The following is a 23,753-nucleotide window of genomic DNA, read 5'->3' as shown; positions in this document are numbered from 1 at the left end:
CCCTCATAAACTGTGCGTGTGGGGGGGGCTGTGTCTGGTGTTTATACGCCCCCGCGCCGGGGTGGGGGGGTGGCGGGGGGTGGGGGGGGGGGGGGGGGGGGGGGGGGGCGCCCCCCCCCCGCGCCCGGGGACGGCGGGCGAGTCGGGTCCGGACACGCAACCAACGGCGACGCGGTGTACCCGACTCTTGCAGGTCAGACCCCGACCCTTCCATCCCGTCTTGCGGTGCTTCCTCCGCATTCTTGGCGGTGCCTGCGAGGGCGTTGGCCAGCTTGGCGGCGGACTTGTTGGCCCGGCGGTGCAGTCGGGGTGTCATGCCCGGCTCCTTGCAGCCGCGGACGATGGTCCATGCCCGCTCCCATGCTTCCGACTCGGTGAGGGAGTCGTGCGGGGCGGCGGACAGGAGTCGGGTGGCGACCCGACCTACCCGACGGTGATGCCGACGGCGTCGGGCGGCGTGCTGGCGTCGGGTGCGGGCGTCGGCGTCGTGGGCGGCGAGGGTGGAGACCCACTGGCGGATCTCGAAGACCAGCGGCCCGAGGAGGGTGACGGCTGCCAACCCGACTCCGGCGGCCTGAGCGTCGGCGGGCGCCAGGCCGTCGAGGTGCAGTCCGTAGCTGTAGTTGATGGACGCGGCGAAGGCGGCGGCCGCGGCGACGAGGGCCCGCAACAGCCAGCGGACCCAGACGGGCGCGTTGCGGGCGTCGGCGTAGGCGACACCCGCCGCCATCACCCACGCGGTGCCCTCCAGGCCCAGCGGGACGGGCAGCAGCATCGGCGAGATGTCGACGAAGTGACCGATCTGCGCGGGCAGGGAGGCGAGGCCGGAGGCGATGACGAGGGCGAGGGTGCCGGTGCGGTAGATCTGCTCCGGCGTCAGCGACTGTGCCCGACGCTCCGCCCGCTCCTGCCGACGCTCGGTGCGGGCAGCGCGGTCGGCGGCCTTGTCGACGCGGGCCTGATCCCGCATACGCGCCGCCCGCTCATCCTCCACCTGCCGCCGCTGAGCCCGTCGATCCTCGCGGGCAGCGGCGTCCAGGCGGTCCTGCTCGGCGTCGGCGGCCCGGTCGTCCCGCGCCGCCTGACGGCGATCGGTCAGGCTCATCCCGCACCCCCCGCACCGAGGTAGCTGACGCAGAACACGCGCCAGCCCACCCCGTCGCGCAGCGTGCAGAACCCCAGCGTCACCCGGTCACCGACGTGGTCCACGGTGACCGCGTCGGTGGGGATGCCCAGCGCCTCGCGCCACGCCTCGAAGTGGCTGGGACAGTCGACCAGCGCGTTCACCTCGTCCGGCGCGACGCTGTGGGAGGTGAGATAGGCGCCCGGCAGGCCCGGGTACGCGGCGGCCATCCACTCCACGCTCGCCAGCGCCGCAGCCTGCGCGCTCAGGGATGTGGTGGTCATGCGGCACCCCCGGCGTGCGCCGCGGCGCGGTCGGCCAGCGCACGGCGGGCGGCCAGCACCCGCCGACGGGCACGGCGCACACGGCGCTCGTCCAGCTCCGACGGGACGCGGTCGAGGACAGCAATCTCAGCGTCGAGGAGGTCAACCTCGGCCGTGATGACGGGCATTTCCGCCTCGATGGCCGCCAGGTCGGCGGCCGACGGACCGCCATCCGGAGCGAGCGGCGTAACGGGGGCGAGGGGGATGGCGATGTGGTTCATGAGTTGGTCCCTTCCGGAACGGCTCATGCGGTCCGGTGTGTCAGCACCGGGCCGCGCCGTTGTGTGTGGGGTCAGGTAGGTCAGCGGTTGAGGTGGGCCGCGGCGTCGGCGGCCAGGCGGTCGGCGGCCTCGACGGCGGCGTTGCGGCGGGCAGCCAGGGTGTCGGCGTCGGCCGCGTTGCGCAGGGCGTAGGAGGCGCAGGCCGCAGCGTCGGCGGTGCCAGCCAGGTCGGGGGCCAGCAGGCGCAGCGTGGTCAGCGGGGTGGAGAGAGCGGCGCGGGTGGCGTGGCTGGCGGCGCGGGCCTCGCGGTAGGCGTCGGTGTCGGTGCCGGACGTCAGCGCGATGTCCTCACACATCCACATCGCCCGGCGGTGATCCGCCAGCGCGGCCACCAGGTCCGCGACGGCGGTGAGCTGAGAGGCGCGGCGCTCGCTGGCGCGGGCCTCGGCCCGCTCGGAGCGGGCGGCGCGCTGCTGAAGGGCGTAGGCGGTGATCGAGCCGAGGAGCGTGCCGATGACGGCGACGATGCTGCTGAACATGGTGGGCCCCTTTCGGGCGGCGAGGCGGTGAGGCGGTGAGCGGAGGGTGAATCCCGACTCCCTGCAACCCCGCCCGTACGGCCGCCCACGGAGGGGCGCCCGGACGGGCGGAGGAGGCAACCGGCCGCGGATAGCCCGCGGGAACTCCGGTGAACGCGCGGAGCCGCCTCACGGAGAACTCCGGAGGCGGCCCGGGCGGGGACGCGATGACGTGACTGCCGCGCTGGTCAGGCGACGGCAGCGCCTAGGTACATCGGCGAACTCTCATAGCGAGGGCTCCCTTCTGGAGGAAGACAGGGACTTTCACTGCAAGGGGGACTGCGTCCCCACTCTCCGGCCGTTGCTCGCGGTCACCGGGCCACCTCGCCAGTCGGGCCGAAGCCCTGTCCCCTGGCCTTCAGCGGGATTGCAGCGTCCCCGCCTTATGCGTGGAAGTAGCCCAAAGAAGGCCCTCCCTGACGCTTCGCTGAACTAGTTCTGCGGTGCGCTGTGACGATTAAGGCATGACCCGGAGCGGGTGTCAACAGAACTAGTTCAGAAGTCCTCGACGCTCGCTCGCCGGTCGCACGGCGATCCCAGCTATCCTTCTAGGACTAGTCCTGAGAGACTGGGGTTCACGAGTCACACAGCGAGGGAGTCATACGTGGAGGAGACCAAGGGGCCGAAGGTTCAGCGGCTTGCTGCTGATCTTCGGGCGAAGATCCAGCAAGGGGCGTATCCCCCCGGTTCAGCGCTGCCCAAGGTCCGGGAACTCAAGGATTCCGAAGGCGTCGCTTATCAGACAGCACGAGACGTCTACCGAGTACTGGAAGACGAGGGCCTGATCATCTCCCGCCGGGGCGAGGGAACCTTCGTGTCTCCGATCCTCGGGAAGATTCACCGGGACGGAACTGGCCGCTACATCAAGTCGGCCCGCGAGCAAGCCGGGGCCCGGGGCGCGTTCGCAGCAGAGATCGCCCGGCTCGGGATGAAGTCGACCTCGACGACTGAGATCAGCCGAGAGCGGCCACCGAAGCAGGTTGCCCAGCTTCTTGGCATGCATCACGCGGCGAAGGCCCTCGTAAGGGCACGGGTTATGCGCGCCGACGCCACCGTTGTGCAGGTGGCGACCTCGTACTTCCCTGGTGAGGTGGCGTTTGGGACGCAGTTGGAGCAGCAAGACACCGGGGATGGCGGGAGCAAATCGCGTCTCGCCGAACTGGGCTACCAGCAGACCCGAATCCGGGAGTCCATCGACGTACGACCTCCGAGCAAGGACGAAGCCGCCTCGCTTGGCATCTCGGCCGACAGGCTGGTCTACGAGATCACCCATGTCGGCCTGACCGAGAGCGGCAGGGCCGTGGAAGTCTGTGTCCACGTCATGCCCATCACCCTCTGGTCACTCAGCTATGAGTGGCCGATCGACCAGCCCGCCGTCTGAGAGGAAACCGAAGTGAACAGCAACACCGCCATCGTTCGTGACGCCACCGAGCGCTACCGCACTGCGCGGCGGGAGGCTGGCGAAAGCCGTGGCGCGTTCGAGACCGAGATCAAGCGGTTGGGCGGGACACCCCGAGTGGAAACCGCGATCCGTCGCGACACGGCTCCGTCTCAAGTGGCTGACCTTCTCGACGTCGAGGCTTCTCGGCAGACGGTAATCCGTGCCCGGCGCATGTACGACGGCGAGCGCTTGGTCCAGCTCGCGGACTCGTACGTGCCCGTAGACGTAGCAGAGGCCGCCGGCGTAGAGAGCCCTGACCCCGGGCTCGGTGGCATCATCAGCCGGATGCGCGACGCCGGATTCGAGCAGACCGAAGCGATCGAGGAGGTCACTCTGTACCAAGCCACCTCGGTGGAGGCAGAGGCATTCGGCGTCGAGGTTGGCACGAACCTGCTTCAGATCACGCACACCGGCTACACCAAGGCCGGTCGCGCCGTCGAGGTCACGGTCCACCGCCCCAGCCCCGGCTGGGTCCTGCGCTACAGCCCGCCCATCAGCTGAGCCCCACGCGCGACGGCGGCCCGCACGGATCTGTGCGGGCCGCCGTCATGTGTGCGAAGAGGGGGCATGACCTAATGCTGACGACTGCCCCGCCCTGACGGCAGTCATTGACGGCAACATCGATGGACACTGCCGTACGTATGGCGCCAGTGGTGCACTGCGATTCCGGCCGAGGGGAGAGAGCGGGGAGCGTGTCGGAACGCTTGATCGAACTCCTAAAGCGGGTGTCGCAGGTTCGAATCCTGCCGGGGGCACCACGCATTACTGCTCTGACCTGGGGTTTCTCCCCCAGGAAGGGGCTCTACTCGGCCTCGGGCATCTCGTCCGGGGCCGTTTGCGTGAGCGATGCGTGAGCGGACGGGGAGTTGATCTCCCGAACATCGCCCGACGGATCGGCATCAATCGGCACGGGGTTTTGCGTCTTGTCGGGCTTGGGCGCCTCCGCGGAAGCGGCGCCCTCGGAGACGGCACGGGCCCGTGGCACGAGCCGAGCGGCGGCCTCGGCGATCGCCAGATCCGCCTCGGGAAGCAGGCTCGTGTACGTGTCGGCCGTGATGGTGATCGAGGAGTGGCCGAGCATCTCCTGGATGTCCTTCAGGTCGGCACCGGCCGCGTGGGCCAGCGTTGCCGCGCCATGGCGGAGGTCGTGAAGCCGGACGGGCGGCAGGGCGATCTCCTCGTACAGCTCGATGAACCGGCGGGTGACGTTGGCCGGGTGGAGCATCTCGCCGTTCTCGCGGGTGAAGACGCGGCCGGTCTCCACCCAGGCGCTTCCCCACTCGACGCGGTCCTTGTCCTGCTGGGAGCGGTGTCGCTTGAGGGCCTGGACCGTGTCGGAGTCGAGCGCGATGGTGCGCGCGCCGGCATCGGTCTTGGGGTCGTCCTCGTAGACCTCCCAGCCATCCACGACGAGTTGCTTGGCGACGGTGAGGAGACCGGCGTCCAGATTAGTGTCGGTCCACTTCTGCCCGCACGCCTCGCCTCGGCGAAGCCCGCGGAAGGCGATCAGGTGGAACAGCGCGTACAGCCGGTCCCCCGCGACGTGGTCGAGGAAGAGGCCCGTGTGCCCCGGCGTCCAGACCATCACCGGCGATGGCTTCTCGCCGGTGCGCGTCCAGTGAAGGATGCGCTCCTCGGTCCATACGAGAGCCTTGGGCCGCTTACCCGCCTCCAACTCGACGTGGGCAGCCGGGTTAAAGGTGATGAGCTGCTGGGCGATCGCGGCATTCAGCGCGGCCCGCAGCGTGGAGCGGACACGGTGGCGCGTGGCCGGGCCGACGATGCGGCGGTAGGGCTCCATCTCGGCGATGGCCGCCTTCATCGTCTTGCGGCGGGCACGATGCTCACGCCCCTTCCAAGGGACATGGGCCAGGTCCTCGATCGCCTTGCGCCGGGCGGCGTTCCCCTCGGCGATCTCGACGTTGGCCTCCGCGATGGCCTCGAACACCTCCGACAGGTGGGCGACTCGAAGACGGTCCAGGCGGATAGACCCGATCCGCGGCTTCAGGTGCACCCTGATGTTGCTCTCGTCCCGACTGATGGCGCTCTGCCGCCCCTTCTTGCCCGCCAACCACGTGTCCAGCCACTCTCCGACGGTGAGGCGGCTGGTGAGGTCTAGTCCGTGGTTGAGGCGGCGCCGGGTGGCTTCGATGTCGGGCAGCGGGGCTTTCTCGTCGGCCACCTTCTCCAGTAGTTCGGCGATGCGCGCGAGGTCTTCGGGTGCGTCGGTGTCGGCGAGTCCTATGAGGGCGCGGATGTGGTCGAGGTCGGTCTGGGCGGCTTTGAGGGTGTCGTAGCCGGCGCGGCTGAAGGAGCGGCGGGTGCCGTCCTCGCGGGGCGGGAGCTCTTGGCGTACGGAGTACGAGCCGTGCTTGCGGTTGGTGAGCTTGGGGCAGGACTTGCCGAGTGGTTTGCCGGTCTTGGGGTCGCGGCAGTAGCAGCGGCGGTGGGTGGAGCCTTTCAAAGAGCGTTCTCCTCGGTGGTGACGGTGTCGGGTTCGGGTGGGTCGACGTCGGCGAGTGGAGAGGGCAGGTGGGGTGGGGTGCCGCCGCCTTCGCGGATGGCGTCGCGGTGCCTGCGCAGCTCGTACTTCGCCTGGGTGGCCTGGTCGGCGTACCGGGCCAGGGCGCGCTCGGCTGCCTCCCGCTGGATGCGGTTGGCGGCGGTCTTCACCTTCCAGCGTTCGTGGTCCTCGCTCTCCACGGCGGCCAGGGCCGAGCGGAGTTCGAGGTCGTGGGCTTGGAAGTGGTCGAGCATGTAGTCGGTGGCGTCATCGGCAGGTGAGTCGCCGACGAACCACTGCAGGGCTTCCCAGGTCGATTGGGGGGCCTCGAAGGGGAGCTGGCGAACTTCGGTGACGTAGCCGACGGGGTAGATCAGGCTGATCGGGGACACGCGCAGAGCCTTCGCGAGGACCATGATCTCGACCAGGGGCAGGGCGGCGCGGCGGCCGGACTCCATGTTGGCGATGACGTTGCGGGGGATCGGGTAGCCGATCTCCTCGCACCTGTCGGCCACATCCTGTGCGCTCCACTTCAGCTCCTTCCGGCGTCTGCGGACCTCGCCGGCCACGGTGGCCATGACGTGGTCCTCCCACTCAAGGAAGTCGCCCTCGTCTTCCTTCTCATGTCCATCGTCCGAACGGTGTTGTGTCATAGAGACACATTAGCTCTGGTCACAGTGGTTCTCATGGCCTGGAGCCGGACGTGATCGTCGCGTTCGCCGAGGGCTCAGTCATGGACGGAGTACGTATGCGCGAGAACGAGATGGCCACCAAGTCGCTCGGCATGAGCAAGGAGGAGCTGCTGGCCCTCCCTGTAGCCGTTGACCTGGAGACGGGGAACCGGGCGCTGGGACTGGGGCGGAGCAAGGGGTACGAGCTGGCGAAGCGGGGGCAGTACCCGTGCCGGGTGCTGCGACTGGGCAACGCCTACCGCGTGGTGACGGCGGATCTGCTGGAGCTGCTGGGCCTGGCGGCGTGAGGTGCCGCTACCGGCGGAAGCATGTCTGCGCTGAGCGGACACAGAAACGCTGGACTGTGCCGGGGCGTGGACGTACTGTCCGTGGTCGCTCGCTCCGGCCAAGGACGCGAGAAGCCTCCGGCGGGCCAACGCCGGAGGCTCAGCACACTCCGCTGCCCGCATTCCACGAACGACCCGCGTGACCTGGGCCTGCATGCCCGACGTCACCGGTAAGGAGCTGCCCTGTGCAACCTACGGCACCCGAGCCCCATTCCGCAGCCGGCAAAGCTGCGTGGCCCCCGGTCGCAGTGCCCGGCCGACCCGACCACCACACGCCCGAGGACGCCCCGACGGCCGAGGGCGCAGAGTCTGCCTCTGCGCAGGTCGCCGAGGAGGTGGCCACGGATCCGGAGCCGACCGAGGGCGCTGCGTTGCTGGACGAACTGCGTGCGCAGATAGCCCGGTTCGTGATCCTGCCCACCCCGCAGGCGCTGGACGCCGTCACGCTGTGGGTCGTCGCCACCCACCTCCAGCCCGCGTGGCAGCACGCCCCGCGCCTGGCGATCGTGGGTCCGGCCAAGCGCTGCGGCAAGTCGCGGCTGCTGGACGTGCTGACCGAGACGGTGCACGATCCGATGATCACCATCAACACCACCCCGGCGGCGACCTTCCGCTCGATCACGGAGGATCCGCCCACGCTCCTGGTGGACGAGGCGGACACGATCTTCGGTACGCCGAAGATGGCGGAGAAGAACGAGGAGGTGCGCGGCCTGCTCAACGCAGGTCACCAGCGCAACCGCTACGTCACACGGGTGGTGGGCAACGACCACACGCCCCGCAAGTTCGAGACCTTCGCCATGGCGGCCATCGCGGGGATCGGCGACCTGCCGGACACGATCATGGACCGGTCGGTGGTCATCCGCATGCGCCGCCGCGCCGAGGGCGAGACCGTCCGCCCCTTCCGATCCCGCCGCGACACCCCGGCCCTGCACGACCTGCGTGACCGCATCGCCGCGTGGGCCCGGCCGCTGCTGGACGAGGCCGCTGACCTGGAGCCGGACATGCCGGTCGAGGACCGCGCCGCCGACACCTGGGAGCCCCTGGTGATCGTCGCCGACCTCGCTGCCGGGCAATGGCCACGTCTGGCGCGGGCGGCGTGTACGCAGATGGTCGCTGCCGAGGCGGCGGCCGAGGAGGAGCACTCCGGCGGAGCGCGCATCCTCGCCGACATCCGCCGGGTCTTCGTCGCCCAGCGCGAGGTGGACAGCCTCTCGACTGAGGACCTCCTCCACCAGCTGCGCCAGGACGCGGAGAGCCCGTGGGCCGAGTGGGGGCGGCACGGGCTGGGCGCCCGTGACCTGAGCGGGATGCTGCGCGAGTTCGGTATCAGGCCCGGCAACGTCCGCATGGCCGACGGCACCCAGCGCAAGGGCTACATGCGCAACAAGTTCCTCGATGCGTGGCGCCGCTACTGCCCCACCGTGCACCCGGTCGACACCGACCCCGCACCCAGCTCGGGCTGAGCCCCGCCCCACCGGTTGCCGTCCCAGCCGTCCCTGCCGTGATCTCGCAGGTCAGACAGGGTGCGGACAAGACGGCAGCCGGGGCCAAGACGGCAACGCGATCACCAACGGCGCGCTGCCCGCCAGGACGCCTCCCGCATCCGTCTCGTGCCGTCCTGGGCGTCCCTGCCGTATCACCGCAGGTCACAGGGCTTCGGCCAAGACGGGAGACGGATCCTCGCCGTCCCATCCGCCTCCCGAGGGCGGCGGTGCCGATCACACGTCGGCATCGCCGCCGAGACGGAACCCAGGCACCTTTGCCGTCCCTGCCCTGACCTGCGGTTTCAACGGCCAAGACGGCCAAGACGGGCCACGCCACCACCACAGGAGAACCTCGCTTGACCACCCTCGCGCCACCCGCCCACCACACCGATCAGGAGACCGGTGGATACCGCGCCCCTCGCTCAGGAGGGCAGCCGGTGATGGACCCGAAGCTCGCCGAGCAGTATGCGCTCGTCGCGGCGGGAACCGTCATCGTCGCCCTGACCGCCGGCGGGTTCTGGCTCTCCTACGCGCACCTCGCCGAGGTCGCCGGACAACACGGACTCAAGAGCTCCCCCGTACGCCAATGGGCTTGGCCCGCGACGCTGGACGCGTTCATCGTCGCGGGGGAGTTGCTGATGCTCCGCGCGGGCCTGCGACGGGTCACCGACGGGTGGGCCATCGCCCTCACGGCCGTCGGGTCGGTCGGCTCCATCGTGCTCAACGTCGCCGGGGTCAACGGAACCGGCGCGCCCGGAGCGAAGCCCGTACTCGACTACGTGGTCGCCGCCGTACCACCGACCGCCGCGCTACTGGCCTTCGGCGTCCTGATGCGGCAGATCCACCAGCTGGTCGACCGGCCGACCGGCCGAGTGGGAACGGCGCCGGAGCCAGCGGCCGATGCGGCTGCCTACGCCACCGAGCCGTCGGCCGTCGGTTTCGCCCAGTCGCCGGAACCTCAGCCCCGCGAATCGGACAGCAAGCCGCGCGGGGGCCGCCCCGCTGGCGCCACGGTCGAGGAACTCGTGGAGATCGGCCGGACCGCCGCCGCCGAGCAGGGCAAGGTCACCCGGGACATCGTCCGGAAGGCCATACGGGACAAGGGACTGACGGTCAGCGGGAAACGGCTTACCGAGGTGATGGACATCCTCCGACCCGAGCTCGAAGCCGCCGCAGACCCTGACCCCGATAGGGGCTGACCGCTTCCCCCAGTGGGTGACCGGAACCTTCCGGTCACCCCGCCGAGCGGCCACCGCCCCCTTCGCCGCCCGGATGTCCACACCTGCGGATGGGGTGGCCACCACCTGGGCTTACCGACCAGCCCGCCTGCCCCGCCCCTCTCTATCGGAGAACCATCCATGACCCACGACCCGCACCACGCCGAATACCCCCTCGACGAGCCACAGCCCCTGACGAAGTCCCCTGGGGCGGTGGGCCGTTTGCGGCGGGCAGACGGAAAGACGACCGCAGGCGGAGCAAGTTGTCGGGTAAGGAGTCCTTACCCGGCCTCCGCCCCGGGGGAGGCGGAGGCGTCCGGCGCCGAGGGGGCGCCGGAGTCGGCCGGCCCGGGGGAGCCGCCCGTGGGAGGGGCCATGCAGCCACTTGCGCCTCGTCGTCGTCTGCGTGAGCCCACGCTGCGTGAGAAGCGCGTACACCCGCGCTACAGCGACGACGAGTTCGCCCTCCTCGCGACAGCCGCCAGCCTCAGCCGGATGCCTGTCGGCGGCTACGTCGCCGAAACCTCGCTCGCCGCTGCCCGCTCCGATGACCCTTCTGCCGCGGTCGCCGACTACCGCGCCATGGTCAAGACGCTGATGGCCGCAAATAGGCAGCTCGCCAAGATCGGCGGCAACCTCAACCAGCTCGCCTGGCACCTCAACAAGGACGGCGCGTGGCCCGCGCCGGACATCGTGGCGCGGCTGCTGGACCGGGTCGAGGCGTCGATCGGCGACGTGGACGTGGCCGTCTCCCAAGTGACTTCGGGACGGTGAACGCATGATCCCGAAGATCATCCTCGGCAAGGGCGAGCGCGCCACACGCCGTCTGATCGGCTACCTCTACGGCCCGGGGAGCGCCAACGTGCACACCGACCCGCACCTCGTGGCGTCCTGGAACGGCTTCGCCCCCGACCCCGGCCGCAGCCCCCACCGCAACCCCAGGGACGTCGAGGGTCAGCTCACCGCGCAGCTCGACCAGCCCGTGAAGGTGCTCGGAGACAAGGCCCCGGCGACCACGGTGTGGCACTGCCCCGTCCGGGCCGCTCCCGAGGACCCGATCCTCACCGACGCCCAGTGGGCGGACATCGCCCGACGCATCGTGGCCGCCGCCGGCATCGCCCCAGAAGACGACGAGGAAGCCTGCCGTTGGGTGGCGGTCCGCCATGCCGACGACCACATCCACATCGCCGCCACCCTCGTACGCCAGGACGGCCGCCGCCCCCGCCGCGACCACGACATCCGCGCCGTCCAACGCGAAGCCCGAAAGATCGAAGCCGACCTCGGCCTGCGCCGCCTCAACCCCGGCGACGGCACCGCCGCCAAACGCCCCACCAGCAAGGAACACTTCAAGGCAAAGCGCCAAGGACAGGACATCACGACCCGCGAGATGTTGCGCCGGCGTGTTCGCCGCGCGGTGGCCGCCGCTTCCAGCGAGACGGAGTTCTTCGCGCTGCTGGAGGCGACCGGCGTCGACGTACGCCCCAAGACCGGCCCGTCCGGCGACATCCTCGGCTACAGCGTCGCCCTGCCCGGCGACCTCAACAAGGAGGGCAAGCGAGTGTGGTTCTCCGGCTCCACCCTCGCCGGCGATCTCTCCCTGCCCAAGATCCGCCACCGCCTCACCGCCACCGGACCCGAACCCATAACCGTCCGTCCGACCGACCCCTGGCACCAGGCCACCGCCGCCACCGAACGCATCCCCGACCACGTCACACACGGCGACGACCGCATCGTCCAGGGCCAGCTCGTCGCCCTCGGCGGAGCCCTCGACCTGCTGCCCCTCACCGCACCAGCTGCGGCGAGGGTCGCACTCGAACGTGCCGCCGCCGTCTTCGAGCGCGCCACCCGCTCCCGTATCACCGCCGACCTCGACAGCGCCCACGTCCTGCGCCGCAGCGTCCAGACAATCCTGCGCACCCCCGCCGCCGCACGAGACAGCGCCGGACTGGCGATGCTCCTGGACGCCGCCCTCATCGCCGTGGCGTTCGCGAGGCACTGGCACCGCACCCACCAGCACGCCCAGCAGGAAGCGGCAGCCCAGCAGACCCTCGTCCACCTCCGGACCGCCCACGCACACATCGCAGTCCCGGTCCTGGATGGCCTCGCCCACCGCACCCCCGGCGTCCAGACCAGGCAGCGCTACGCCCGACACCTCCAGCAGGCCGTCCCCGAGCACGCCGAACGGATCCTGCAGGACCCTGCCTGGGACGCCCTCGCCACCGTCCTCGCCGACGCGGAAGCAGCCGGCCACAACCTGGGCAACCTCCTCGACCGGGCCCTCGGCCACCGCACCCTCGACGACGCACGCAACCCCACCCGCACCCTGACCTGGCGCATCCACCGCCTCGGCCAACGCCACACACCCGGCCCCCGCGCCCAGGCAGCCATGGCCCGCAGCGCCACACGGCTCCCCACCACCACGCCCCACCCGCCAGCGGCCACACCGGCCGCCGCACAGCAGCAGCCGCATGTGCGACGGCGTTGATCAGCCGAGCTGTTCCGAAACGGAACAGGCTGCAGCCGTCACTGAATGAACAAGACCCCGGACACGAGGCGCACCGACCCCACAGTCCAGTGATCCTTGTGCGCCGGGGCGGTCGACTCTCGTATCGTCGCCCGGGTGACCAACACAAGTGGGGCGGACAGGACGCACATCCCCGCAGCTGATCTCGCCGAGCTGGTCAGGGCGTACGACATCGACGAAGTGCTGGATCGGCAGCACCTGACCGATGGCCTCATGAACGTGAACTGGCGGCTGGACACCCGGGCCGGGAGGTTCGTCCTCAAGCGGGTCACGGACGTGCCGCTCGATCGATTGCGTCGCAACCTCGCGGTCCTTCCTGTCCTGGCTTCGTACGGAGTCCCCGTATGCGCCCCGGTCTCCACCGTCAACGGTGAGGTGATCGCCGAAATCCGCGGTGGTGTCTACTGCCTGTTTCCCTGGTCAGCCGGGGAGCACGTTCGCGGAACCGACCTGTCGCTGGCACAGACGTCCGAGCTCGGTGCACACCTCGCGGGACTCCATGCGGCACTCGGCCGGGCGGTCGATGAGGCCGGGATGCCAGCCGTGCCGACCTCGGTCACCGCTGAGGTGACGGAGGTCGGCCGAGCCGTCCAGAAGGCCGATCGGCTTGCCGGGGTGGTGTCGGCCCGGGGTGCGGGCGACAGCTTCGACGCAGTTGCGGACGTTGCCCTCGAAGAACGCAAGATCCTCCTCGACAAGCACGCCCACCTGCGCCCCGAGGGAGACACCCCTACGGGCCCGCATGGCTGGACGCACGGTGACTTCCAGTACCGGAACCTCCTCTGGGCGGAGGGCGAACTGGTTGCCGTCCTGGACTGGGACCGGCTGGACGTCCGCCCGTACGCGGAAGAGGTCGTCCGCACGGCGCAGGTGCAATTCGGGGTGGAGGGCGTCTTCGACCTGGAGCGGGTGTCGGCCTTCGTCAGCGGCTACCGGTCGGTGGTCCCGTCGGAGCCGGCCGCGCTGCTCGATGCCGCGCGCCGCCTGTGGTGGAAGCGGATGACGGACTTCTGGCAGCTCGAATTCCACTACGACCGGGACGACCGCTCCTGCGACGACCTGTTCATCGCTGACGAGGCGCTCCTTCACTGGTGGACGGAGCGGCTCGACGAGGTGGAGCGGGCGTTCGGCGGCGCTCTCTAGATCCCCAGTTCCCGGAGCTCCGGCAGGCACGGGCGGGTGAACCGCGCCGCTCCGGTGCGAGCCTGCTCCCCCAGCGATTCGTGGTCGAGGTCTCGGATCGCTCGCACCCACGCCTCGGGGCCGGCGGTGGCAGGCAGGACGATCCCGGCGCCGCCGATGGCTTCGGGGATGCCGCCCTTGTCGGTGCCGATGGTCGGGACACCATGGAGGGCGGCCTCGACGATCACACGGGGGAAGGCGTCTTCCACGGTGGACGGGACCAGCAGCAGTCGGTGACTGCGGTACAACGACTCCATGTCGTAGACGCGGGGCACGTACGTGACGTTCGGATAGGACGCGAAGTCGGCTGAGGCGTCCCACCAGCCTTCGACCAGGGTGAAGTGCTGTCGCGGCATGAGACGGATGAGCTGGCGCAGTAGCTCGGATCCCTTGGCGGGGATGGGGTTGATCATGAGTACGGACGCGGTGCGGGCCGCGCCCGAGCTCTCCCCGGGCAGTGCGAACGGCGGGTACATCACGGCCAGCCGGGTTCCAGGCGTGTGGGGTGCACGTGCCCGGACGAAATCCGACACGGCGAGGCCGTAGTGGGGTCGGCCGGCGAGGACCCCCAAGCCGGTGGCGGAGACGGAGTGCAGGAGGCCGGCGACGAGCGCGATCGGTCGGGCCTGCGCGGCAAGCTGCGCCGAGCCTTCCTGCGAGGTGAACACGATGTCGGGGTGGAGGCCGCCCAGGAGGCCGTCGAGTGCGTGCCCCACGTTGTCCTGCGCCAGCGCCGTGCACTCGACCCCGCTCCACCGGTAGCGCAGGGCGCCCTCTTCTTCGTCGTACGGGACGCGATGCTTGTCCAGGTGGGCGCGCATGTCGGGGAGCTGGGTGGCTCCGTCCCAGGGCGCCTCATGCGAACCGAGGTAGGTGACGTGCCAGCCGGCGGCGGCGAGTTCCTCGGCGAGGAGCTGCTGGGTGACCTCGGCGCCGCCGATGAGGAACGGGGGCGGGGTGCGGCGCCAGGCGAAGAGAGCGGTGGGCATCGGCGGTCACCTCGCCCAGAAGCCGACGAGGGCTTCCACGGCTTGGGTGACTTCGTCCGGTCCCGCGTCGGCGGCCAGGACCGTGAGTTCTTGCGTCACGGGTCGGCGGGGCGTGTGGACGAAGTAATCGCGGGCGTGGCGGAGGAAGCCTGCCTCGTGGAGGAAGTACTCGGACTCGGCGGCAGTGTGGCCTGCAGTCTTTCGGCGGAGGTGGAGCGTCTCCGCCGGTACGTCGAGGTAGAGGGTGTGGTCGGGGCGCAGGAACGGGAGGGTCTTGAGCCGGTGGCGGAGCTGGTGGTGGACGCCATGCCCGAACAGGGCGTCCAGGGCGTACGCGTGAGCGAGGAGGGTGTCCACGGAGCGGTCGAGGATGACGAGCTGCCTGCCGCTCGCGGTGGCCTCGGCAACGCGGATGGCCTCGATTTCCATGAACCTCTCGAAGGCGGCGAGTTGAGCGGCCGCCGAGTCGGTGCGGGCCGGAGGGATGTCGTCCCGGTGGGCGATGTGCTCGACGTAGCAGTCGGAGACGTACGCCCGCGAGCCGAGGGCGGTGTGGCGGAGGTGGCGTATGGCCGTGGACTTACCGGCGTAGGAGGGCCCCTCCAGGGCGATGATCAGCATGTCGGCGCCTCCGTCCTGTAGAAGCGCTCGGCGTAGAGGCCGGTTCCGTCGACGAGATCGGCCGCCGTGGTGAAGGCGTGCCGGATCGGCCGGTACATCTTCCGGGCCGGGTGCATCTGCGAGCCGTGCATCCGCAGGATGGTGACCTTGTCGAGCACGACGTCGGTGATGTCGACCAGCTCGGGCCGCATCGTCGCCGCCGTACGCGTACGGAACAGGTGCTGGTCGCAGCCGGCGAGCGCGTACGTCGCCCAGAAGGCGAGGTCCTCCCAGAACCAGGTGCAGCCGATGCGGACGGCCGCCTCGTGGACGAGGAGGTGGTCGGGGTGGCGGGTGACGGCGGCGGGCGCGAGGAGTTCGGCGCCGGGGTGGGCTACGGCGATCCGGCGAAGCTCCTCGGTGACCTGGTCGAGCAGTTCCGGGTCGTAGGGACGGTACGGGGGCTCGGCATCCTTGTGGCCGAGGAGGTACCGGCGGGCGGCGAACGGTGCGAGCGCGGCGGCCCCCTCGCGGTCGCGGAGCTCGGACACGGTGTCGATGTCGGCGTACGTGGTCTCCAGGGCGGGGTGCACGCTCCGGGAGCGGGTGAAGACGGTGACGACGGTCAGCGGTCGGGGGTGGGCGAGGAAGGTGCCCGAGGCGGAGAGGGCGAAGTCGTCGTGGTGGGGCTCGATGACGAGAACCTGACGGCCGACGGGGATGCGGGCCTCGATGTAGTACGGGACGCGAGTGTGGGGTGCGGTCACCTCCAGGACGCGGTGGTCGTCGGCGAGCTGCTGGGTGTGCGTCCAGTGGGCGCGGTGGAGGTCGTCGGGGAAGGTGTAGATGCCGTGCCCGTCCGGCACCGGCAGGTCGACCAGGGGCTGGGGCTGCACAGGGGTCTCCTTCGTCATCGCACGGTCGTCTCGTACCAGTGGCGCCACATGCGGGATGACCGAAGGCACAGGCGGGCGGTCACGGGGTTCTGCCACCAGAGCATCCGGAGGCTCGACCACTGGTCGTAGCGACGGGTCGACGGGCGTACGCGCAGTTCGTCGAGGATGGTCACGGGCCGGTCGGTGGCCTGGCCGTGGGCGGTGAGTCGGGCGAAGAACTCGACGTCCTCGCTCATGAACAGGTCGTCCCGGTACCCACCGATGTGGTGGAAGGCGTCGGCGGTGCAGAAGTGGTTGACGCCTTGGGCTCCGCCGCGGCGGGTTCGGTAGTGGTCCCAGTACGCGCACAGCAGGCGGGCGCCCAGCCGCTCGGGCGTGTAGAGCGGGGGGATGGCGCCGCCGACGGCCCCGGCGTCCATGGCGGCAGCAGCGGCGGTGACCGCCTCCAGGGGCAGCGCCACGTCGGCGTCGGTGAAGAACAGGCGTCCGCTGCGGGCGGCGCTCGCTCCGGTATTGCGGACACGACCGATGTTGCGGACGGCCTCGGTGACGACGCGGACACCGAAGGAGGCGGCCATGTCGGCGGTGGCGTCGGTGCTCGCGTTGTCGACGACGACCACCTCGCCCGTGCGGCCGGTGACCTCCTCCCAGCGGGCGAGGGAGGCCAGGACAGAGGGCAGGTAACGGGGCAGATAGGCGGCCTCGTTGAAAGCCGGGATCACTACCGACAGGGCAGGGCTGCTCATCAGCGCGTCCTTTCCGGGTGGCGCGTACGGAAGAGGTGCGGAGTCCGCCGGTTGAGGTCGTCCAAGCGGCGGGCCCACAAGCCGCGGTCGTCGCCGGCGGAGGAATGCGCCCAGGAGCGAAGGGTGTGGAAGACGGCCCAGGCCGCCAGCAGGTGACGATCGAGGGCAAGGGGGTAGGCGCCGGTGACCGTGCGGGCCCTGAGGGCCGAGAGGGCGTCGGTCATGACGAGGGTCTGGGCGACGTCGGATTCGCGGGGACCGGCTGCGGCGTCGGTGAAGTCGACCAGGTGACGGACGGCTCGGGGGCCGGCGATCACGACGTTGTCGCCGTGCAGGTCGCCATGGCACCACACGGGCGCCGTGTGGGCGGCGTCGGCGATGGCGGCCAGGGCGGGCGCGATGCGGTCGAGACTGCTGGGCGGACAGCGGCGGCCCAGTGAGGTGACTTGTTCGTGGAGCGGCCGGCGCGGGGCCCATGGCCGGACGAGCGCCCGGTGCAGGCGGCCGAGCAGGCCGGCCAGGTCTTTCAGAGCTCGCTCGTCGGAGATCCGGCCGGAGCGGACGGCGTTGCCGAGGGTGAGCGGACCGAGGTCGGCGGTGACGAGAGCGGTCGCCTCGTGACCCGGAACGGGGCCGTATCCGATGAGGGCCGGTACGGGAACGTGGTCGGCCACGGTCCGGATGGCCGCGCTCTCCGTGATCGCGTTGCGGCGTGCGGTCGCCGCGTACAGCTTGATCACGACACCGCGTCCGTCGGCCAGGCCCACCCGGTAGACGACGGTGCGCGTACGGACGGACAGGCGGTGGGCGGTGCGGGCCGGTACGCCGGTCATCGCGAGGGCGGCGCGCGAGACAGCGGGCGGTACCCCCGCGGTCACCGCACACCCGCCGGTTCCACGCCGACGGCACCCAGACGCCGCACGTGACGCATGGTCCTTTCCAGGTGCCTTCGGTATTCGGCGACTTCCTCCGTGACGGGGCAGTCGGCCTGCCACGGCTTCTCAGGACCGACGAAGTGCACGAGGGCGGCGGCCGGATCAGGCTTCGGCGACCGCGTGACGACCCGGCGTACCCAGTTCCCGCGCTCAAGGAATCGGCCGACCTCGAACCGGTTGAAGCCGCCGGCCACCGGGCGGACTCGGCCGGATCGCAGAAGCCACAGGTTCAGGGCGTCCTGGTCGTTGTGGAGGATGTGGCGCCGGGCGTGGATCAGGGCCTGCTCGACGCCTCGTCGGATGCGGGGCATGTGGTCGGTGTGGGTCCAGAGCACGCCCGCGTTGAAGTACGGGCGACCGCGCAAATGAGGCCAGTGCTCGGCGGCTCCGGGCAGCGCCGGGCACTCGCCGACGGCCGGGTTGAACTCGTCACGCACGGCGCCGGTCTCATCCGGCCCGAGGTACCCCAACGGGGCGGTGAGGTCGCCCCGGACGAGGACGTCCGCATCCACGTAGATCAGGTAGGGCCTGCGGACAAAGCCCGACGTGAACTCGAACCGGAGGTAGGTGGTGACGGTGATGTACGAGGCATCCGCCATCCGCGAGGACCGCAGCGGCGAGCAACGGCGCAGGTCGAAACAGCCGAAGCCGGCCCGCTTGGCGAAGTCGGAGAGGAGGAGGGCATGCGCGCCGGTGAGGTCGAGGGTGAGCACCCGTACGGCGGCGTCGCGGCGGGCAGCCGGGGTGAGGCTGTCGGCCAAGCCGGCAAGGGCGGTGAGGCCGGGGACAAGGTAGTGCTGGTCGATACAGAGGCCGAACGCGTACACGGGGATTTCGCCTTTCGGGCGTGGTGCACGGACGGGACGGAGGGCTCGGCGGTGAGCGCGGGCACTCACCGGCTGTCCCGGGCTTCGGAGCGGGCGAGGATTTCGAGACTGTCGGGGGCGTCGGTCTCCCAGTGGGACCCGCCCCCGGTCGGTGGCCTCAGCACCCACACGGTGCCGTTGGCGCGGACGTCGGTGACGACCGCTCGCCGTCCGTCGCCGTCCCGGACGAAGTCGCCGATCCAGGCCCGCCGGGCGCTCACAAGCCGGCCTCCTCGTGCGTGTCCGGCTGCGTGAACCAGCCGGAGGCCGCGTCCGCGAGGTCGCGACGGCTCCGGGCCTGGCCGGGGGTTCGACGGGCCGGTGTGCCGTTGGGCGCGCCCGCGAGGAACCCTCCCCGGTCGCGGAGGAGAACGCCGAGAGCCGCGAACTGGGCGGCATCAGCAGCTACATGTGTCGGGCTGCTGACGACGACGCCCCGGATCATCCCGGCGGACAGGGCGGCCGTGACGGCCTGCCAACCCGGCCGCTCCATGAGCGGCAGCGCCGGGTCGGGGTCGGACCAGACGCCGGCGACATGCCAGTGCCGGGCGTCGGCGTAGTAGCGGCCACGCTCCTCGCTCTCGCCGAGGGCGGTGGAGGTGGTGGCGCAGGAGTAGACGGCGACGGGTACGTGCCCGAGTCCGCCGGGCGGGTTGTTCGGCATGCCCACAAGGCTGCTGGGCTGCGGAGTTCGTGCCCAGGCACGGCCCGTCGCAGTGGGGAGGCTCTGTATCCGGTCGGACCGCCACGCCCCGTGGCAGCGGAAGCAGGGCCGCCCGAGGGTGTGCCACGCCCCGTAGCGGTCGCGCTGATGACGCGCTCGTACCTACTACGGGCCGTGGTACTTCGGCTCGTAGGTCAACGCACTCCGAGAGGTATGCCCGCGGAGTTCGCCAGTCCTCGCAGTCGGTTGACGGACACACCGGCGAGTCTGCTGATGATGACGCCGGGAAGCATCTGGTGGCGCACCCATCCCGGGGCCATCTCGCAGACGGCCTGGAGGGTGTCGGCGGCGGCATCCCACCGTCGGCATTCGACCTGGGTGAGGGCGACGTCCAGGCCGTAACGGGCCCGTGTGGCCAGGGGAACCGTGTCGTCCAGGCGGACGGTGTCCATGAGCCGCAGCGCGCCGGCCGTATCGCCAAGGGCCACGGCGATGCTCACGGCCTGCGTGGCGGCGTACATCGGCCCGTACGGCTGGGCGTGCGAGCCGCGAGCGTGCTCGTCCCCGATCCGGGCAGCAACGGCATGGGCCTGGGAGAGGTACTCGCGAGCGTTGTCGGCGTGCGCGCCACCCCGGGAGGCGGCGACAGCGGCGTTCGTGACGAGCTGGCCGTAGACGCTGAGCCGATCCGGGTCGTGCTCGCTCATCTTGGGCTCGATCCGGTCGGCCTGGGCCGCGGCGAGGAGGAACCCCTGCTTCGTACGGCCGTCGCGGAGATTGACCCACGCGGTGGTGGCGGCGAGGTGCGCATCACGGAGGTCATCCCCGCCCTGCACGGCAATCTGGCGGCCGTACGTCAGCGCCGCATACGCCAGATCTCGTGATCCGAGCACATTGGCGGCCATGCCCGCCGTCTGAAAGGTGTCGGTCAAAACGCCGGCAGCGGCTTCCCGCTCATCGAGACCGGCCGCGTCGAACCTGGCCCGCGCCTCGGGAAGGAGCCGCCCCAGGAGAGTGCCGAGCTCGGTGTACCGGCCTCCCCAGTACGCGGCGTCCGCACGACGGACGACGGCGCGGAGCTCTTCGACGGTGCCCGGCTCGACCTCGGCGGGGATGCCGATAGCTGCGTCATGGGTGGCTGCGGAGACCAGGCGCAACGCGGCTCGCTCATCGCGGTCCATGGAACGCCGTGGCGCCTGCTGGCCGAGGAGCACGGCGATGTCCGTACCGAGCGCGTCGGCAATCGACAGCAGGGACGGCAGGGAAGCCGTTCCGCCACGTTCGAGCTTGCGGACCACGCCGACGGACACGCCGGCCGCCTCCGCCAACTGCTCCTGTGTCATGCCGCCGCGCAGCGCCTTCAAGCGCTCAGAGGTGGTGTACTCCGACCACTGCATGCTCCAGAACCTCCGCGTGATGGGCCCCACACGGACAGTACTGGCAAGAGCGCCGGGTCTGACAGCCTTTCCTCAGAACGCAGTTGGACTCACGCGGCGAGCACCGCCGTGACACCGAGGAGGGCCTCCAGCTCGGCCACGGCCGCGTCCTCGTCCGTGGCATGGACCGTGGTGATGCCCAGATCGGCCGCCGGCGGAAGGTTCACCGCGTGATCGTCCACGAACACGCACCGCTCGGCGGGTAGTCCGATCCGCTCCAGGGCGAGTTCGTAGATCGCCGGATCGGGCTTGGCCATCCTGACCAGCTCGGAGACGACATGGACGTCGAACAGGTCCCAGATTCCGACGTGTTCGTACGGGTTGAACGGGTCGAGGCCAAAGCTGTTGGACAGCAGGGCGAGACGATGACCGGCGGCACGCGCGGCACGCGCGAGCGCGACCATGCGCCGGGCCGCAGGCACCCCGGCCCAGGCCCGCCCCATCAGGTTCACCGGATCCACATGCGCACCCAAGAGTGGGGCCGTGCCCTCGTTCCACTCGGCCTGCCCGATCCCCCCGATCTCCAGAGCCTCGTACAGACGCCGGCCCTCAGGATGATCGTTGAGAGTGCTACGCCAGGCTCCCGGAGCAAGCCCTTCCGACACGCACCACTCGCGGTGGACGGCGAGAGGACTGGCCGTGAGCACCCCGGCGAAGTCGAGGATCAGGCCGCGCCTGCCGGCAACATCAGTCCTGTGCGGCATCCGGTGATCGTTCCTTCCCTGACGTGTTCTCTCGGCGACGCTACCGCGCCCACCAGACCGCCACCCTCATCTGGCACCTCACGAGCTGTCCATCCTCGCCCCCAGCATCGTCCTCGGCCGCACCGCCGAGACCTGCCTACCGACCTACCGAGGCTGGCGGCCCGTCGCCTCGCCCAACTACGCTGCGAGGACGGCAAATGCCTCACCGGCCTCCACACTACGGTTGCAGCCCTGAAGCTAGGCGTTGTGAGCTTCTTCAAGCGGTGGGGGCCTCCGAGGCTGCATCTTTTGCCGCAGACTTCGGGTCTCCCGCTACTACCATTGCTTCGATTAGTGTGGCCAGCATTTCGCCGCGCTGTCCCTCGCTCAATTCAGCTTCGGCGATGAGCCGTTCTGCAGCGAGGTAGCGAGAGAACTCCAAGGGCTGATCGAAATATGCCCTCAAATGCCCCGCCGCGGTTTCCTGGGAGCGGATGAACGTCCGACTGACATACCCGGCCAGCGTGGCCGCGACGGCTCCCAACCCTCCAGCCACCACACTTCCCGCCGTCGTACTGGCACGCAGCGCCATGAAGACAAAGGCAACAAGAAGGACGAAGCCGAGCCCCATGGCAATCTGGGCATTGCGGAACGAACGCGAAGCCTGGCGCAGGGCAATCTCGTGATAATGGTCGAGACGCCGGTGAGTCACGGCCCAGAGTTCGGAAAGCGGGAGCCTCGTCTTCCTTTCGGCAGCGGGGACGCTTGCCACTCCAGTGACGGCCTCGCCCTCCCCCCGACCGGCTGACTCTGGGTCCGAGGTCTCGCCGGAGCCGTCCGTGCCTGGGTAGTGGATGATCACGCCGCCGTGCACTGAGCCCTGCACCACCAGACCATCGGTGACGAGGTGTGGCTGCAGCGCACGTTCGAGTCCTTGTTCCGCTTCGCGTACGCGCTCACGTCCGTCCGCGAAGCGGTCCGCGTCAGCGGCCAATCTGCGACGAACGAACCAACCCATGCCGGTAACGCTGAACCCGACACCGAGGAGACCGACGATCCCTTGGACGATCTCTGGCAGTGCCCTGCCGCTGTTCACGACCCATCCTGTGCCCCACAACAGAGCGAAGGACCCCAGCGCGACGGATCCCTCAAGAAGCCACCCGCGCGCTCGAGAAGAGGTGGTCTCACGACTGTCGGGCTCGGCCACGCTGTCCATGAGAGGTGATCGTGCAGCCCTGAACACTCGCGTGTCCAGCAGATGTGGAGATCCTGCACCTCGTCCACGCCCCAACGCAGGTGAGGTGCCGTCCACTCACCACTTTGCATGAGCAGAATCTGGCGCGAATTGCCCCTATGATCCAGCCTGCAGTTTCGAGACGCCCGCCAACACCTGCGATTACCCATCCATCCGGGAGGGGAGCTACGCACGACTACCGCTTAGACGTCATTTCCTTTGGGGCTATGGGTCGTTGTGCTGGGCATGACGAGTCTTGTTGAGCGGATGGTGCCTGAGGAGTTATGGGAGCTGTTCCGACGGACGGTGCCGGAGAAGCCGATCATTCCGCCCGCAGGGCGGCGGGCGCCGGCGAGCTGGGGACCGTGAGTGCCTGGCAGCGATCACCTTCGTCGCCATTTCAGGTTGCTCCTGGCGGCAGTTGCCGCCGGTGTTCAGGCCGACCTGGCCCACCGCCTACCGCCGCTTCGCCCAGTGGTCTAAGACCCGCGTCTGGGCCCGTCTGCACCGCGTCGTCCTCGACGACCTCGGAGCGGGACGGAATCCGACCGATCGCGGTAAGAACGGCTCGAAAATCCACCTCATCATCGACCGCAACGACCTGCCCCTCGCAGTCGGGATCTCCGGCGCCAACACCCACGACAGCTTGGCCCTGCAGCCGCTGGTGCGCTCCATCCCGCCCGTCCGCAGCCGCCGCGGACCGCGCCAAAGGCGCCCGGACAAGCTGCACGGTGACAAGGGCTACGACTACGAGCACCAACGCCGATGGCTCCGAGCGTGCGGCATAACGCCTCGCATAGCCTGCTGCGGGAGAGAGTCCTCGCCGCGACTGGGGCGACACCGCTGGGTGGTCGAACGCACCATGTCCTGGCTCTCCGACTGCCGCCGGTCGCACCGACGCTACGAGCGCAAGCCCGAGCACTTCCTCGCCTTCACCCCCATAGCCACCAGCCTGATCAACTACCGCCGACTCACCAAGTGAAACGACGTCTTAGCTTGATCTTTAACCTGTGCGGCGTGGGCGAGGAGTCGTGGACTTCGTCGTTTTCGGTTTGGCAGCTGTTTTGCGGACTGTGTGCACGTCGTGGCG

At 70.0% G+C, this 23,753-nt stretch carries 25 protein-coding genes and 1 pseudogene; 9 read left to right on the top strand and 17 right to left on the bottom strand.

Annotated features, from left to right (window positions below; translation table 11 throughout):
• From ACFWWQ_RS14775 to ACFWWQ_RS14760, 4 genes are all read right to left on the bottom strand, one after another.
• On the bottom strand, positions 1-1,105 hold a 1,105-nt coding region (locus tag ACFWWQ_RS14775), incomplete at its 3' end, for a hypothetical protein (protein ID WP_384595620.1).
• Positions 1,102-1,407 (bottom strand): hypothetical protein, encoded by a 306-nt coding sequence (locus ACFWWQ_RS14770; RefSeq protein WP_384595617.1) that lies wholly within the window; start codon positions 1,405-1,407, stop codon positions 1,102-1,104. The genes ACFWWQ_RS14775 and ACFWWQ_RS14770, both read right to left, overlap by 4 nt.
• Entirely contained in the window at positions 1,404-1,667 is a 264-nt protein-coding gene (locus ACFWWQ_RS14765) for a DUF6284 family protein (RefSeq protein ID WP_384595614.1), read from the bottom strand. Before ACFWWQ_RS14765 ends, ACFWWQ_RS14770 begins: the two co-directional genes overlap by 4 nt.
• Positions 1,668-1,747: 80 nt before the next feature.
• Positions 1,748-2,206, bottom strand: coding sequence for a protein kilB (locus ACFWWQ_RS14760; protein WP_384595611.1), 459 nt, complete (start codon positions 2,204-2,206; stop codon positions 1,748-1,750).
• A 643-nt stretch (positions 2,207-2,849) separates the two neighbouring features.
• On the opposite strand from ACFWWQ_RS14760, the gene ACFWWQ_RS14755 reads away from it, so the two are divergent.
• Positions 2,850-3,626 (top strand): GntR family transcriptional regulator, encoded by a 777-nt coding sequence (locus ACFWWQ_RS14755; RefSeq protein ID WP_384595608.1) that lies wholly within the window; start codon positions 2,850-2,852, stop codon positions 3,624-3,626.
• A 12-nt stretch (positions 3,627-3,638) separates the two neighbouring features.
• Positions 3,639-4,187: a UTRA domain-containing protein gene (locus tag ACFWWQ_RS14750; protein WP_384595605.1), complete on the top strand. Its 549-nt coding sequence runs from the start codon at positions 3,639-3,641 to the stop codon at positions 4,185-4,187.
• A 301-nt stretch (positions 4,188-4,488) separates the two neighbouring features.
• Here the strand turns inward: ACFWWQ_RS14750 and xerC are convergent, their stop codons facing one another.
• Together xerC and ACFWWQ_RS14740 are read right to left on the bottom strand one after the other, a co-directional pair.
• Positions 4,489-6,150 carry a tyrosine recombinase XerC gene (xerC, locus tag ACFWWQ_RS14745; protein ID WP_384595602.1) on the bottom strand — a complete coding sequence of 554 codons (1,662 nt, stop codon included), beginning with the start codon at positions 6,148-6,150 and terminating at the stop codon, positions 4,489-4,491.
• Entirely contained in the window at positions 6,147-6,842 is a 696-nt protein-coding gene (locus ACFWWQ_RS14740; protein ID WP_384595599.1) for a helix-turn-helix domain-containing protein, read from the bottom strand. Before ACFWWQ_RS14740 ends, xerC begins: the two co-directional genes overlap by 4 nt.
• A 95-nt stretch (positions 6,843-6,937) precedes the next feature.
• Between ACFWWQ_RS14740 and ACFWWQ_RS14735 the strand changes: the two genes are divergently transcribed.
• The 6 genes from ACFWWQ_RS14735 to ACFWWQ_RS14710 all read left to right on the top strand — a co-directional run bounded on the left by ACFWWQ_RS14735 (position 6,938) and on the right by ACFWWQ_RS14710 (position 13,575).
• Complete coding sequence (locus tag ACFWWQ_RS14735; RefSeq protein WP_384595596.1) at positions 6,938-7,168, top strand: hypothetical protein; 231 nt, start codon at positions 6,938-6,940, stop codon at positions 7,166-7,168.
• A 224-nt stretch (positions 7,169-7,392) separates the two neighbouring features.
• Positions 7,393-8,670, top strand: a complete 1,278-nt coding sequence (locus tag ACFWWQ_RS14730; RefSeq protein ID WP_384595593.1) for a DUF3631 domain-containing protein — start codon at positions 7,393-7,395, stop codon at positions 8,668-8,670.
• A gap of 377 nt (positions 8,671-9,047) precedes the next feature.
• On the top strand, positions 9,048-9,890 hold the full coding sequence (locus ACFWWQ_RS14725) for a DUF2637 domain-containing protein (protein ID WP_384595590.1): 843 nt from the start codon (positions 9,048-9,050) through the stop codon (positions 9,888-9,890).
• 393 nt (positions 9,891-10,283) lie between these two features.
• A complete protein-coding gene (locus ACFWWQ_RS14720) occupies positions 10,284-10,682 on the top strand; it encodes a plasmid mobilization protein (RefSeq protein WP_384595587.1) in 399 nt (132 codons plus the stop codon).
• A gap of 4 nt (positions 10,683-10,686) precedes the next feature.
• Positions 10,687-12,393, top strand: a complete 1,707-nt coding sequence (locus ACFWWQ_RS14715) for a mobilization protein (protein ID WP_384595584.1) — start codon at positions 10,687-10,689, stop codon at positions 12,391-12,393.
• 135 nt (positions 12,394-12,528) lie between these two features.
• Positions 12,529-13,575, top strand: coding sequence for a phosphotransferase (locus tag ACFWWQ_RS14710; protein ID WP_384595581.1), 1,047 nt, complete (start codon positions 12,529-12,531; stop codon positions 13,573-13,575).
• Here ACFWWQ_RS14710 and ACFWWQ_RS14705 read toward each other — a convergent pair.
• From ACFWWQ_RS14705 to ACFWWQ_RS14655, 11 genes are all read right to left on the bottom strand, one after another.
• Complete coding sequence (locus tag ACFWWQ_RS14705; protein WP_384595578.1) at positions 13,572-14,603, bottom strand: glycosyltransferase; 1,032 nt, start codon at positions 14,601-14,603, stop codon at positions 13,572-13,574. The two genes, ACFWWQ_RS14710 and ACFWWQ_RS14705, sit on opposite strands and share 4 nt — an antisense overlap.
• Before the next feature lie 6 nt (positions 14,604-14,609).
• Positions 14,610-15,224: a hypothetical protein gene (locus tag ACFWWQ_RS14700; RefSeq protein WP_384595575.1), complete on the bottom strand. Its 615-nt coding sequence runs from the start codon at positions 15,222-15,224 to the stop codon at positions 14,610-14,612.
• On the bottom strand, positions 15,218-16,117 hold the full coding sequence (locus tag ACFWWQ_RS14695; protein ID WP_384595572.1) for a PIG-L deacetylase family protein: 900 nt from the start codon (positions 16,115-16,117) through the stop codon (positions 15,218-15,220). The genes ACFWWQ_RS14700 and ACFWWQ_RS14695 overlap by 7 nt, the downstream gene beginning before the upstream one ends.
• Positions 16,114-16,845, bottom strand: coding sequence for a glycosyltransferase (locus ACFWWQ_RS14690; RefSeq protein WP_384595569.1), 732 nt, complete (start codon positions 16,843-16,845; stop codon positions 16,114-16,116). Before ACFWWQ_RS14690 ends, ACFWWQ_RS14695 begins: the two co-directional genes overlap by 4 nt.
• Positions 16,845-17,723, bottom strand: a complete 879-nt coding sequence (locus ACFWWQ_RS14685) for a phosphotransferase (protein ID WP_384595566.1) — start codon at positions 17,721-17,723, stop codon at positions 16,845-16,847. Before ACFWWQ_RS14685 ends, ACFWWQ_RS14690 begins: the two co-directional genes overlap by 1 nt.
• Positions 17,720-18,607, bottom strand: coding sequence for a glycosyltransferase family 8 protein (locus tag ACFWWQ_RS14680; protein WP_384595563.1), 888 nt, complete (start codon positions 18,605-18,607; stop codon positions 17,720-17,722). The genes ACFWWQ_RS14685 and ACFWWQ_RS14680 overlap by 4 nt, the downstream gene beginning before the upstream one ends.
• 65 nt (positions 18,608-18,672) lie before the next feature.
• A complete protein-coding gene (locus tag ACFWWQ_RS14675; RefSeq protein ID WP_384595560.1) occupies positions 18,673-18,867 on the bottom strand; it encodes a hypothetical protein in 195 nt (64 codons plus the stop codon).
• Complete coding sequence (locus ACFWWQ_RS14670; RefSeq protein ID WP_384595557.1) at positions 18,864-19,310, bottom strand: hypothetical protein; 447 nt, start codon at positions 19,308-19,310, stop codon at positions 18,864-18,866. Before ACFWWQ_RS14670 ends, ACFWWQ_RS14675 begins: the two co-directional genes overlap by 4 nt.
• A 194-nt stretch (positions 19,311-19,504) precedes the next feature.
• Complete coding sequence (locus ACFWWQ_RS14665; RefSeq protein ID WP_384595554.1) at positions 19,505-20,707, bottom strand: helix-turn-helix domain-containing protein; 1,203 nt, start codon at positions 20,705-20,707, stop codon at positions 19,505-19,507.
• An 89-nt stretch (positions 20,708-20,796) separates the two neighbouring features.
• On the bottom strand, positions 20,797-21,450 hold the full coding sequence (locus ACFWWQ_RS14660) for an HAD-IA family hydrolase (RefSeq protein ID WP_384595551.1): 654 nt from the start codon (positions 21,448-21,450) through the stop codon (positions 20,797-20,799).
• A 256-nt stretch (positions 21,451-21,706) separates the two neighbouring features.
• Positions 21,707-22,525, bottom strand: coding sequence for a hypothetical protein (locus ACFWWQ_RS14655; RefSeq protein ID WP_384595548.1), 819 nt, complete (start codon positions 22,523-22,525; stop codon positions 21,707-21,709).
• Positions 22,526-22,909: 384 nt separating this feature from the next.
• Here ACFWWQ_RS14655 and ACFWWQ_RS14650 point away from each other — a divergent pair.
• A pseudogene (locus ACFWWQ_RS14650) lies at positions 22,910-23,645 on the top strand (IS5 family transposase).
• Positions 23,646-23,753 lie beyond the last annotated feature (108 nt).

Origin of the sequence: Streptomyces sp. NPDC059080, assembly GCF_042739975.1 — a bacterium.
GTDB lineage: Bacteria > Actinomycetota > Actinomycetes > Streptomycetales > Streptomycetaceae > Streptomyces > Streptomyces benahoarensis.
The sequence above is the reverse complement of the archived record's forward strand: the minus strand, read 5'-3'. Positions and strand labels throughout refer to the sequence as shown.

Coding starts and splice junctions, on each gene's coding strand:
- ACFWWQ_RS14670 (WP_384595557.1), bottom strand. CDS start 19,310: ATGCCGAACAACCCGCCCGGCGGACTCGGGCACGTACCCGTCGCCGTC.
- ACFWWQ_RS14715 (WP_384595584.1), top strand. CDS start 10,687: ATGATCCCGAAGATCATCCTCGGCAAGGGCGAGCGCGCCACACGCCGT.
- ACFWWQ_RS14660 (WP_384595551.1), bottom strand. CDS start 21,450: ATGCCGCACAGGACTGATGTTGCCGGCAGGCGCGGCCTGATCCTCGAC.
- ACFWWQ_RS14765 (WP_384595614.1), bottom strand. CDS start 1,667: ATGAACCACATCGCCATCCCCCTCGCCCCCGTTACGCCGCTCGCTCCG.
- ACFWWQ_RS14665 (WP_384595554.1), bottom strand. CDS start 20,707: ATGCAGTGGTCGGAGTACACCACCTCTGAGCGCTTGAAGGCGCTGCGC.
- ACFWWQ_RS14705 (WP_384595578.1), bottom strand. CDS start 14,603: ATGCCCACCGCTCTCTTCGCCTGGCGCCGCACCCCGCCCCCGTTCCTC.
- ACFWWQ_RS14740 (WP_384595599.1), bottom strand. CDS start 6,842: ATGACACAACACCGTTCGGACGATGGACATGAGAAGGAAGACGAGGGC.
- ACFWWQ_RS14690 (WP_384595569.1), bottom strand. CDS start 16,845: ATGAGCAGCCCTGCCCTGTCGGTAGTGATCCCGGCTTTCAACGAGGCC.
- ACFWWQ_RS14700 (WP_384595575.1), bottom strand. CDS start 15,224: ATGCTGATCATCGCCCTGGAGGGGCCCTCCTACGCCGGTAAGTCCACG.
- ACFWWQ_RS14735 (WP_384595596.1), top strand. CDS start 6,938: ATGCGCGAGAACGAGATGGCCACCAAGTCGCTCGGCATGAGCAAGGAG.
- ACFWWQ_RS14770 (WP_384595617.1), bottom strand. CDS start 1,407: ATGACCACCACATCCCTGAGCGCGCAGGCTGCGGCGCTGGCGAGCGTG.
- ACFWWQ_RS14695 (WP_384595572.1), bottom strand. CDS start 16,117: ATGACGAAGGAGACCCCTGTGCAGCCCCAGCCCCTGGTCGACCTGCCG.
- ACFWWQ_RS14760 (WP_384595611.1), bottom strand. CDS start 2,206: ATGTTCAGCAGCATCGTCGCCGTCATCGGCACGCTCCTCGGCTCGATC.
- ACFWWQ_RS14720 (WP_384595587.1), top strand. CDS start 10,284: ATGCAGCCACTTGCGCCTCGTCGTCGTCTGCGTGAGCCCACGCTGCGT.